Source organism: Mongoliitalea daihaiensis, assembly GCF_021596945.1.
GTDB lineage: Bacteria > Bacteroidota > Bacteroidia > Cytophagales > Cyclobacteriaceae > Mongoliitalea > Mongoliitalea daihaiensis.
This window is the reverse complement of record NZ_CP063779.1, coordinates 2046197-2058427: the sequence shown is the minus strand read 5'-3', so window position 1 is coordinate 2058427 and position 12231 is coordinate 2046197. Positions and strand designations below refer to the sequence as shown.

General features: G+C 35.4%; 11 protein-coding genes. 2 read left to right on the top strand and 9 right to left on the bottom strand.

Translation table 11 applies throughout. The features are described 5' to 3' along the window. Window positions 1–32: 32 nt before the first annotated feature. The 4 genes from IPZ59_RS08700 to IPZ59_RS08685 form a co-directional block, all read right to left on the bottom strand. Entirely contained in the window at window positions 33–1478 is a 1446-nt protein-coding gene (locus tag IPZ59_RS08700) for a carboxypeptidase-like regulatory domain-containing protein (RefSeq protein WP_236139470.1), read from the bottom strand. Window positions 1479–1484: 6 nt separating this feature from the next. Beyond that, window positions 1485–1946 carry a hypothetical protein gene (locus tag IPZ59_RS08695; protein ID WP_236139469.1) on the bottom strand — a complete coding sequence of 154 codons (462 nt, stop codon included), beginning with the start codon at window positions 1944–1946 and terminating at the stop codon, window positions 1485–1487. Then, window positions 1943–3145, bottom strand: a complete 1203-nt coding sequence (locus IPZ59_RS08690; RefSeq protein WP_236139468.1) for a 6-bladed beta-propeller — start codon at window positions 3143–3145, stop codon at window positions 1943–1945. Before IPZ59_RS08690 ends, IPZ59_RS08695 begins: the two co-directional genes overlap by 4 nt. A gap of 76 nt (window positions 3146–3221) precedes the next feature. Then, on the bottom strand, window positions 3222–3512 hold the full coding sequence (locus tag IPZ59_RS08685; RefSeq protein ID WP_236139467.1) for a hypothetical protein: 291 nt from the start codon (window positions 3510–3512) through the stop codon (window positions 3222–3224). 425 nt (window positions 3513–3937) lie between these two features. Here IPZ59_RS08685 and IPZ59_RS08680 point away from each other — a divergent pair, with 425 nt between their 5' ends. Both IPZ59_RS08680 and IPZ59_RS08675 read left to right on the top strand, forming a co-directional pair. Continuing rightward, on the top strand, window positions 3938–5890 hold the full coding sequence (locus IPZ59_RS08680) for a tetratricopeptide repeat-containing sensor histidine kinase (RefSeq protein WP_236139466.1): 1953 nt from the start codon (window positions 3938–3940) through the stop codon (window positions 5888–5890). 52 nt (window positions 5891–5942) lie between these two features. Next, a complete protein-coding gene (locus IPZ59_RS08675; RefSeq protein ID WP_236139465.1) occupies window positions 5943–6614 on the top strand; it encodes a response regulator in 672 nt (223 codons plus the stop codon). 193 nt (window positions 6615–6807) lie between these two features. Here IPZ59_RS08675 and IPZ59_RS08670 read toward each other — a convergent pair whose 3' ends face one another. The 5 genes from IPZ59_RS08670 to IPZ59_RS08650 form a co-directional block, all read right to left on the bottom strand. Next, window positions 6808–7836, bottom strand: coding sequence for a hypothetical protein (locus tag IPZ59_RS08670; RefSeq protein ID WP_236139464.1), 1029 nt, complete (start codon window positions 7834–7836; stop codon window positions 6808–6810). A gap of 671 nt (window positions 7837–8507) precedes the next feature. After that, window positions 8508–9554, bottom strand: a complete 1047-nt coding sequence (locus IPZ59_RS08665) for a peroxiredoxin family protein (protein ID WP_236139463.1) — start codon at window positions 9552–9554, stop codon at window positions 8508–8510. Window positions 9555–9804: 250 nt separating this feature from the next. Further along, entirely contained in the window at window positions 9805–10425 is a 621-nt protein-coding gene (locus IPZ59_RS08660) for a hypothetical protein (RefSeq protein WP_236139462.1), read from the bottom strand. After that, complete coding sequence (locus IPZ59_RS08655) at window positions 10422–11585, bottom strand: 6-bladed beta-propeller (RefSeq protein WP_236139461.1); 1164 nt, start codon at window positions 11583–11585, stop codon at window positions 10422–10424. The genes IPZ59_RS08660 and IPZ59_RS08655 overlap by 4 nt, the downstream gene beginning before the upstream one ends. Window positions 11586–11659: 74 nt before the next feature. Continuing rightward, window positions 11660–11923 carry a hypothetical protein gene (locus IPZ59_RS08650; protein ID WP_236139460.1) on the bottom strand — a complete coding sequence of 88 codons (264 nt, stop codon included), beginning with the start codon at window positions 11921–11923 and terminating at the stop codon, window positions 11660–11662. Window positions 11924–12231: the final 308 nt, after the last annotated feature.

The window sequence follows — 12231 nt, the reverse complement described above, 5'->3', positions numbered from 1 at the left end:
CATTGAAAACCTATTCAATTTAGACAATTAGATTAATACTCCGCAGGACTGTATTGTAGACTGGCTCGCCCCCAATAATGCTGACTCTTACGATTACGCTTGCGAAGCCTTTCAAGTAAAACTAATTGATTATTTTTAAAGTCCGCGAATTGCATCTCAATCGGTCGGTTAAGACTCAATTGTAGTTCAATTTCTTTCTCTTGAGGAAAAGTCGGGAATTCGAAATCCTCCCAAAACTCAGGGTGGTAGCGAGCACGGCCTGGAATAAAAATCAAACCATTATACGTCTCAACATGATAGTTTATCCTCCGAAACGGGACATCTCCATAAATTGGAGCCATATATTTTCGCATTAGTTGCCCGTCTGATAAATTAACAAATTGGTAATCCATGGCATACATTTCTGCATATTCCCGCACTTCCCATTGTTTGGGGTTAGGTTCAGTATCATATCCCAAATCAGTGTAGTAATTATCGTAATTTGCATAGGCGAATACATACTTCCCATTATTCAATCGCTCAAATTTAATGGTAGCTGTGGTATATTTTTCGATGTAATATTGACCATGATGTTTGGAATATTGGATTTCATTGAGTTTATCATTTCTTAATTCAATCCAATGAACTCCATAATCCTCCTGATCAACATAAAACACAGAGGATTGTAACAATTCATACAAACCATACCCCCAACGACTGGCTTTTCTGCCCAATCCATCATTTTTTGCAGTGACTGCTACTACAAAAACCGATCTATCCCCAATATTCTTCCCTCCTAACAACTCATAATCAAACCATGAAAGGTTAAAATCCCACAGTCTGAAAATCAATAAAGGAAATTTTTGAGCAGCAATATTTTTTCGAACTGTTCCTCCACGCTTATTAATTATCCCATAATCTGTCTTTTGAATATGATCAAATCCTACGAAGTGGAAATCATTCCCTGATACCTGGCTTTTTTGAGAATGCTTGGGATGAAAACCCTCCGAATGCACATACCCACTTGCCCTTGTCAAACCTTGAATCGTATCATTCCCCCAAATCAGCTCTCGGTAAAATATATCGATTTCATGAGGTTCGGTATACTGAGTTAGTGTGAGATTCTCTTGCATCCGCTTCAAGATTTCCTTGGACTTAAAACTCAACACCAAAGCCTGATCCATTTCATATTCATCCGGTTTTAAAACAATTTGGATAGGTTTGCCTGAGAGATCTTTGATTAGCACACTACTTTGCTCAAAACCAATATGCGAAAATATTAACTCCTGTCCAGCCTTGGCATCCTTAGGCAGGAGAAAATTAAACTCCCCTTGACTATTGCTGACAGTTCCCTTCGCCAATTCTCGGATCATGATATTGACAAAGGGTACCGGTTCGCCGGTATCTGCATGAATCACTTTACCTGATACTTTGGTTTGGGCGAATGAATGTCCATTTTTCAAAATGATTAATAAGAAAACAAAAACAATTTTTCTCATCTTATTCTAATTTTTCAACAATTTTTTTAGGGTGCCTTTTTTTAAAGCCTCTTCTTCTAGGATAGTCAATTGATACATGCTTTTATCTTTCATTAGAAAAATAAAAGGAGTAGGAAAATAGTCATCAGAATTAACCAAACCATCTAATACAATATTTTCTAGCTTATAGGTACGCTTAAACAAAGATGATTTGATTTCATTACGGAAATTAGTTAATACAAGAACATTTGGTCTTTCACGAACTTGGGTTAATATTTCCAATTTACAGGTATCACAGACTTTTTCATAATCAAAAAATAACACCCATACCTCTTCTTTTGATTCAGAATAAAAGTCCTGAATGGTACGATAATAGGAACTATACCAAGCATAAATAGACTTTTCATATGCTTCATTGACATGTCGATTATCAACTTGACATCCTGTAAACAGAAATATCAAGAAACTTAATTTTATTAATTTATTCATAACCTAACTTGATAAAATATTAAAATAGAATTGTCACTAGCTTGGAAATTTTGAGTAGTTTCAAAAAACTCTTTTTGTAGAGCTCTTAAAGCAATCGAATCCTCTGTATAAAAATTATTTTTGAGAATACTTATAATTCTTTCGGCAGGGAGCTGACTTATAAAATCATCTTTGTATGCCCCTATAGGATCACCTATAAGAAACGGATTGTTAGTTGTATAGCCATCAAAAGTAAGTCCCTTCATACGTTCTGTATCAACAAAAACACTTCTCAAACTATTTAAAGTAAATCTGAAGAATACTATTTCCCCCGCTTTGTAAAAATCATATACTCCCCATGTGACATTATTTTTCTGTGAATATTCAAGAATGCTAAGAAATCCGGAGTTATTTCTTGAGTATTTAAACTTATTTGGCATTGTAAATTGGCCAAAATCAATCGCAAAAGCTGCTGATGGATTTCCTGAATTAAAATTTATTTCATAAATAGTATCATTCAATACTTCTTTAAAATAGACTTCATCCAAATTCCGGAAGAAGTGATTTTCTCCTCGATAATCACTTTTTTTTAATATATCATGAATTGGAAAAAAAGAAGCTTTTTTACTCAATCGTTCATCATAAAATGATAGATTAAAGCAATCACCTAAGAGCCCACAATTGTTCCCATGTGCAACAGTATAAACCCCATTAAGCTTTTCGAATGATCTATAATTAGTTTTTCGATCTAATTTAAGACTGGCTTTTAAATTGCCATTATATTTATCATAATGCAAAATCTTTCCTCCGCCGAAATCTAAAACTTCTAATAAACTTCCATCAATAGTAATATCTCTTAGTTCAATATACTCAGACGGTCCCTCGCCTAGACTAGAAATCTTAAAATTAAATTTACCTTGAAGGTCAAAACAATAAACAGCGTGTGTTATTGTTTTATCCAAAATATAAAGAAGACTGTCATTAATAATGATTTTATCGTACGAACCAATCACAACATCTTCTTTACTTTCCAAAAAAACAAGACGAGAAACTTCAAATAATGAATCAAGAATGACTTTCTTTTCGAAGTGAAGATTATCAAGAACAATAGTCTTCAATCTCGATTTGTCTGTTTGATACCCCGAAAAGGTATTATGATCAGTACAGCTTGCAAATGAAATACATATTGCTAATACATGAATAAAACTTAACTTTTTCATAATATTATTGTATTTTTAGTTGCCAGTTAGTCCGTTGAATTTTAACCGCACTAACTGACAACTATTTTTTAAATCATTATAATGGAACAAACCTCACCTTTGAGTTATCACATGTTGCAAAAGCCCATGAACATTTGTGGGTATGTCCAATAAGATCTCCATTATACTCGATTGAGATACCAATTGGTACCTTGACTCCCATGACATTTATGGAAGATTTAAACAATTTTTGATATTCAGGAAATACAGACATTTCCTTTCCGTACGTAGTCCCCGCTAGCGCGAAATTACCTGTATAAGAGCTAGGAGTTGCTGTCAATAAGCCAAAAGCAATCAGCATTATTGAGATTTTTCTTGTTGTAGACATTTGATTTACGTTTATAGAGTTAACACTAAGTTCCCATGGAAACCATCCTTGACGTCATTCCAAAAATACGAATTCAAAAATTTGATTTACCAGATTAAACGTTTCATTAAGTACTTAATTTCAAATCCCATCTTTCTCGGAACTATTGAGCATAAGCGCTTTAGACGATCAATAGAGTCTATTCACAACAAAAATTTATTCCAACAAATAAAATTGCGTATTTCATTATTTTCTTGTACTTTTTGGGAGGCTAGTTAGCAAATCAGATAGCCAACCTTTTAAGAATGGAATGATCCTGATGAATTGATAGCTACATAAATCACCCAATGAATCGCTTGATTTTAACCCAGAGAAGGTTACATCTTGGCTATTGTATGAAGTATCTTTTATCCCTTTTATGCGCTTTTCTTTTATACTGTCCTATCATGGTGGCACAACAAGACCCCGTAGACAGTCTTAGAAATGTTATTCAAACCACCACCTCAGACACCATCAAAGCAGAAGCCATCATGGACTTAGCCTGGAAAAAGATGTATGAGGACTCTCCCCAAGCTAAAAAACTGGTGTTTGATGGGTTAGCAGTCATGGACCAAATCGATAATTTGCGGGTCAAAGGCTATGGCTATACCGTTGCGGGCGTAGTCTATTGGGTAGCATCTTCTTACGATACCGCAACCATGTATTTGGAGCAGGCGATTAAGGTTTACGAGCAAAAAGGGGATGAACGAGGACTTTCTGCTGTTTACAATAACCTTTCTCTGATCGCTCAAAATCAAAGTAAATACCCCGAAGCACTCGCCTATGCAACACAGTCACTGGAATTAGCCAGAAAACTGGACAACCCATCCATGCTTGCTTCTGCGACTTTCACTGTAGGAAATATTCATTACTTTCTCAAAGACAATGAAAAAGCCCTAGAAACATTTTTAGAAGCACTCGGATTATTTGAAACCCATCAACTCAGTACTAATCTCCACAAACTCTTGCTGAATATTGGTTCGACTTATCACAACCTCCAAGAATTAGACTCTGCCAAACACTTTTATGAACGTTCATTGCTGCAAGCAAATCAAGTCAACGATTACAAGACCATCGCCATCACCACCACCAATCTCGGGAATTTGGCCATGGATGCTTCCGAATACGGAAAAGCCGTCACCTTCTACAAGCAGGCACAAGACATCTATCAAGAAAAGTTTACCAACGACTTTGATCATAGCCTTCTTTTGCACTCGTTGGCAAAAGCTTACTTAAAACTGGATAATCCAGTGATGGCTGAAACTTATGGAAAGCAGTCTTTAGCCTTGGCAGAAAAAGTTGAGGATAAACAACGAACAGCAGCGGCTCATCAGATCTTAAGTGACATTTTTGAAAAGAGAGGGAATTTCCAACAGGCGCTATTTCATTTTAAATTGGGCACCGCCTTGAAAGACAGTATTTTCAACTTGGACAAATCCGCCCAACTGGCAGAAATTGAAACGAAATACGAGACAGCTCTCAAAGACCAGCAAATTTCAGAACAACAATTGACCATTGTCGAAAATCAAAAAGATTTGCAACGTAGCTTCTTTGCACTAGTGATAGGAGGGTTGGTATTGATTGCGGTTTTGACTATTTTATTACTCGTTCGTAGCCGAAATAAAAAAGAACAAAAACTACTCCTACAGCAAAAAGAACTGGAAGTAAAAGAGGCCTATATCCATGCGGCTTTGGAGTCTCAAGAAAGCGAACGAAAACGATTTGCACAGGATTTACACGATGGATTTGGGCAATTAATTTCTGCACTGCGGTTGAATATATCGCGACTTCAAGGGAACTCGGATGAGTTGGAAACAAGGATAGAAGTCGTTGACAAAAGTGAGAGCATCCTACAAGAGATGCATAAAGAAATCAGGAACATCGCATTCAACTTGATGCCCGCTACCTTGATTCAATTTGGATTGAAAGAAGGAATCCGGGAATTTGCCCAGCGCATAAATCAATCCGGAAAAATCAGCATTGAGGTAACTGTGTTTGGTTTGGAAGATCGATTAGAGGAGTTACAGGAAATTTCACTTTACAGAGTTATCCAAGAATGGGTCAACAATGCGATCAAATATGCGAGCCCACAAAAAATCTCCATACAGCTGACCCGTCATGAAAATGAGCTTTCCTTGATTATCGAAGATGATGGAAAAGGGTTTGATCCTAGCATCCTCAAAAATGCTACTGGTAATGGCTGGAGGAATATACAGTCCCGTCTCCAAAGAATAGGAGCACAATGGGAAGTAGACTCACAAACAGATAGAACGGGAACTTCATTCATCATTGACATCCCCAGCGTGGAGATCAAAAAAGCAACAGAAAATAGCTATCCACCGATAGGTGCTAGCAAATAAATACCCACTGGTACGGATTTACAAGCAAGTTGCAATCAATTAACTTGCCTGTATGAATATAGCCGCACTATTTGCTATCTTTAAACAAGTCAAAAACACCCAAGCCATGAATGTATTTTTGGTAGACGATCATGCCATTTTATTAGACGGAATCAAAAGTATGCTTGCCAAGGAAGACACCATTGAAGTAATCGGTGAGGCGCATTCAGCAGAAAAGGCACTGGATTTCGTCAAACAACATGCAGTAGACTTACTCATCACAGATTTTAATCTGCCAGGTATGGATGGATTGGCCTTAGTACGGGTAGTCAAAAGAATCAGTCCGGATACCAAAATAATCGTGCTTTCTCAACATGACGAAACCCACTTGGTGAAAGAAATCCTCAAAGAAGGAGTAGCAGGTTATGTGTTAAAAAATGATTCCCATAAAGAATTGCTTCAAGCGATTGAGTCGGTAAAAAATGGAAAGATATACCTTAGCAATGACATCAACCGCATCATTATCCAAAGTTTGCAATTCCCAGACGAAGAACGTCTATTGACTGATCGTGAACGGGAAATACTCAAACTCATTGCCCAGGAAAAATCCAACAAAGAAATCGGGGAAACACTTTTTATCTCCGAGCGCACCGTAGAAACCCATCGCAAAAACATCTTCCGCAAGACCAAGACTTCTTCACTCGTAGGCTTAATCAAGTTTGCGTATGCGAATAATTTGATTTAAAAGACATGGTTTCACGCAACGGCGCAAAGACGCAGGTTTGGTTGCTAAAAGCAAAATCTTTAATCCCTCTAAATCAGACTTTGCTCTCTTAGCGGTTAGGTTACAAAAGCCTTCTTTTCCGTGATTTCTGCGTCTTCTGCGAGGCCAAAAAAAAAGCCGGGCACAAGTCCCGGCTATGGTTAGTAAGTCGCACTTACTTTCCCTTGGCCCCAACGACCATTGTCTTTGCAAATTCCTGAGAATATTGGGTAAATAAATCCTTGGCAGCCGCTATATAATCTTCCTTGGATATAGAAATAATCCGTGGGTCAAAGTCAACAGGAGGCTTTCCTTTAAAGAAAAATTCAAATAACGTCTCCGCCTTTTTCGGATCGCTATAAATATTAGCCGTGTACTCCTTGTTGGAAATAAACTCTTCTTTCAACCTAGACGGAGCAGAGCTAGGTCCTCCTTTAGGAGTAATCCAATCTATAGTATTGTAAGTGATACGCATTTTCGGAAGAATCTTCATTTCCGCAGCGGTAGTTTTACCCTTAGTCCCTGCATCAATCTTAACGTCCAATTCAACAGTTGAAAAATCGATGATCAAGTTTTGAAGAATCATTCCCGCATTCGTTTCTGCATGAATTTTTTTAAGCATTCCATAAAAGGCAGGACCTCCACCTTTCATTAAGGATTTTTCATCAAACATAAATAAGGTGTGATCTGGATACACTTTAATAGCTTTAGCACCGATATCATCATCATTTGCCTTCCCTTGCTTTTTATCGGTCTTATCTGAATACTTTTCTTTAATTTTTTGAAAACTCTCCATTTTGTCAACCTCCTTCATGTCAAGCACATTGAAGCCAGCTTTTCGAATTTCATCTTCTAATATGCCATGAAAGTCATTTGCCAACTTTTGAAAATCTGCTAATTCCATTCCAGCATCCAAAATAGTTGTTACCCGTGCAGATGTAGCCTGTCTTCCTCCATATTGACCGCCCTTACTCATGGCTTCCATAGAATTGGCAAAGCTGCTAAGTTTGGATTCGAAGGCTACTTGCTTGGTCTCCACGTAGGTTTCAAACCCAATCTGCATCTGTGGAATGTAGTAAGAGTCCACTTTTTTCAGGTATTTATTTTCCATACCCTTGGTGCCGAACCCATTAAATAAATCTTGTGCGAGTAATGGCCCGGCTGTAAGCAGTACCGCTGCCATGGTAAGTAACGTCTTGTTCATTGTTTGTTTGGCTTTTTCGTTGGGGAAATACATTTAACTCTTCAAAATTGAGTAAAATACCCACCTGAAACCATGCCCTGAATCAGGCATATTGATGTACGTGGTAGCACGGATAGGGTACTAAGGCGCAAAAAAAAGGTGTCACGCAAGGGCGCAAAGACGCGGTTTTAAGGGCACTAAAGATATATTTTTTATCTATGTAAATCTGTTCAATCCGCTTTATCTGCGAGAGACTTTTGCCACAAAGGCGCTAAGGCACAAAGAAAAGGGTTTCACGCAAAGGCGCAAAGGCGCAATTCAAAGGGCGCTAAAGAAATCAATTATATCTGTGTTAAATCTGTTCAATCCGCTTTATCTGCGAGAGACTTTTGCCGCAAAGGCACAAAGAAAAGTGTGTCACGCCGACCTGCCTGACGGAAGACAGGGGGGCTAAGGAGCTGTTTTAAAAGCCCTAAAAAAATCAATTTTATCTGTGCCAAATCTGTTCAATCCGCTTTATCTGTGAGAAACATTGTGTCAAATCTGTTCAATCTCTTTTATCTGCGAGGGACTTTTTCACCAAATCAGTTCATTCCTCTTTATCTGTGAAGATTTTAACATCTTCACTTTAAATTATACCTTTTAGAGAAACCCCTTTGGTATAAAAAAATTAGCACTGTTTGGAGAAAGAGTCATTTTCCATTGAGCACTAAATTATAGATTTCAATTTGCTCTTGGATATACTTAGCTAGAGATTCTCCATGGATATTCTCTGCAATAATTTTCCCATCGGGCCCTATGAGCAATGTAGTTGGATAGTTACTTATATTGAATTTTTCCAAAATCAAATTACTACGATCAGAGAGGATTTGAGGCCATTCAATTTCGTGTTGTACGATAGCCCTATTCAACGCTTTTTTAGTATCATTAGCTATTCCTAAAAATATTATATTTTGCTCTCTCAAAGCAGCTATCGCTTTTTTCAAATTCGGGATCTCGGCAATACACGGGCCACACCAACTACCCCAAAAATCCATTAAAACGTATTTCCCTTGTAAAAGTGTTGAAGATATTTCTTCCCCTGATGTAAATTCATAGCCCTTAAAAGGTGGGGCATAATCATCCTCATGATTACTCCATATTTTAAAATTAACAAGAACTCTTTCCAAATTCAAAGATTGATTTTGCAAATCAACCCCCCTATTTCGAAAAATTCTTTTATCCATTTTTAGAAGTTCATCTTGTAATACTTTTGAAGTATCATGGGTAAAGATGATTTCTGAAAGTTGATTTTCAGGATCTAAAGTAAACCCAAAGTTTGCTTTAAACTGATGATTAAATAAAGAACCTTCCCCATAAATTGGGACCGAATAATAAAATAAACCAAGCTCCTGATTAAACTTAAATACAATAGGAATATTACTTAACGTACCCTCCTCTTTTCCAAAATCATCCAACGGGAGATAAATCATCTCGGTAAGAAACTCTGGACCTTCCGAATTGATGAAAAGGTAGTCCTTTTCATCCGAAAAGTCATCATTTTGATTGATATCAAATCTAACCAATAACGAACCATTAACATCATAACCAATAACAAACCTCACGCAACTCCTCTTCATTTTTCTAAGTGAATCTAAATTAGTTACGATATTATCTCGATCCTCATCATTTTCAGCAGGAATCGATTTAACCGAAGATCTTTGGTTCTTTAAAAAATTAGAAAAATCATTTGGAAACAATCCCCAGGCAATCACTTCATAGGTAGAAGGGAATCCAGAGATGTAAGATTTAGGAATCTTTCCATCTTTGTTTATAGTACTATGTTTTAATTTATAAAACCTGCTTTGAAAAGGTCCAAATCCAGATTTTAGGGTAAGTGGCACATTAGCAAAATCCTGTCCAAAAAGGGCAAAAGGCAATCCAAAAGTAAAAAGTGGATAGATTAGCAACTTAAAGCTAAGAATAGAAATTTTATTTTTTAGTTTATATCTAGTTTTCATTAAATTTGATTGCTAAAAAACGTTTAGTTATATCAGGAAAGTGTGTATTCGGAGAGAAAAACAAGGGGTGTTTTTGAGAACTTTTAAATAAAACGTAAAAAGGAAATGGCTTTTCGCCCAAAAAAAATGAAGCATAAGCATCATTATCTATTGATATTATGTTTTGAACCGCAGGGAAATTACTTTTAAAAAACTTAAGGTCTTTTGGGTTTAAAAAATTTCTAAAAACTACAATTTCTCCATCAAATTCTTGAACTAAACTTTCTAAAAAAAACATCTCATTATCTATACACAACGAACAATCAGCCTCACTATTTACGAAAATTAATAAATTTTTATCCAACTCATAGCTAATATCAAGTACGTCATCAAGATATGAAGTGAAATAATTTTTATTAATTTCAAAAACATTTAAATAACTGGAAGCTAACGACTCATATAATTTATTGTACACATCTAATTCATTTTTCGATTCACTTAATTCATTTTTTAAGACAAAAAGATTATTACTTAGTTTTGATTTGCTGGACGATAACCAGAACAAAAAAGATAAGCTTATAGCGAAAGCAAATAAGAAAAGATAAAAAACTAATCGGTTAATTTTTATCATTCTATTGTTAACTTAAAGAAAGTCAATACTGGGTTCGAAATACCATCGATTGATTTTATATGATATATTAGTTCTTCTCCAAATACTTTTTCAAATTTAGAAACTTCCTCTTCTTCGGAATTTTCTAAATGTTCTTGTAGAATCAACAACAACCTTTCTGGAGTAATACTGATAAAATGATTGTCATAAACACCAACAATCAAGTGTGAAATCAAAACTTGATCCCCATTTGAAAACTCCGCAGAAATTAATTTCCCACTCTTTTTTGAATAAAGATTCCAAATCAAACTTTTCCCTTTTCTAAACTTAAAATGAATTATCTCGTCATTCTCGTAGAAAAATTCAAACCCTATAACAAATCCCTCGGCAATAGATTTTTTTATCCAATCATCATATCTACGCGAATTTTTAGGTAAACTTGACCTATCCTTTAGTGCCATATCAGAATAATCAACCACATACCTTGGCACCATTTCATTACGATCGTTGATCACATAAATACTATCATTTAATAAATGAGTGAAACTTGAACTGAAAACACCTCCTGAAAATGGATTTTCATATTCAACGTACAAGTTTTTTTCATTAGCTTGTATTGGCAAATATTGATCTATCACATCACCCTCTTTGTTAAAACGATAAAAATTAGAACAATATTTTTTTGAAAAGCATTGATTATTAGCATAGCCAATCAACGTAGTTGAATCAAACATACTTACTCTGTCGACTAAGAATTTTTCAAACTTAGTGTCAATACCTGCATAAGATCCATCCGAAATAGTATACCAAACGATTTTATCATCCCCCAAAAGACCTATTTGATTAGATGAAGGATCTAATACTATATCTTCGAGATTAGAGTACTCACCAGGCCCTTTGCCTAACTTTCCTACACGATAAAGAAACTTACCTTTACTATCGAAGCAAAAAACTCTTCTTGCTCTTTCTCTATCCAAAACAAAAATTCGATCTTCATGTCTTAAAACTCTATCAATTTTACCGATAATACTGCTTTCAGTCGTTTCCAAGGGGACATAATAAAAATTTTCACTCATTTCAGATGTAAATTCAAATTCTTCTTGAATTTCTTTTGAGCTAATGCCTATATTTTTTATTATAAATCCTTCCCCATCATTACTCCCTAAACGATTAGATTTCACAACCTCCTGAGAATTACAGGAAGTTGTGAAATTAAAAACAAGAATTAAAAGTAAATTAATTCGATAAAACATCTTCATGACGCTGGTTCAAAACGCTGATCATCGGTTTCACATTTTGAAAACAAAGCAAATCCACAAGAATAACTCATTCCTACAAATCCACTTTTTTTCTCGTATTTCCCTTCAACGCCCATGGCGCTAATTCCAATAGAAGTTACTTCATCATAAACTGCCTTTTGCTTCATTGATGAAAAGGATTTTTCATGAGCTTCCAGATGGAAGGTCAAAACACTGATAAGGATTGCAGCTAAGAACCCTGTAAACATTTTCATTTTCATAAGTTGAATTTTAGTGGTTATAACTTAAACTCCTACATTCTGTAGTTGATTCAAAAAAAAAAAAAAAAATAAATAAATATGCAAGTATTTACTTGAAAAAAATTCTATTTTAATTATTTATTAATAAAAATTAGTTTTATAATCGAATATTTATATTTCAAAAACTTACTAAAACCACTTAAAGAAGAGTTTAATTCTAATTAAAGCTTTAACTTGATTTGGAAAAGGTTAGGGAAGGTACAATGGCACTATTTTCAAAGGAGTTGTTGACATAAATTACATCTATGTGAAACCTCATCTATCTCTTG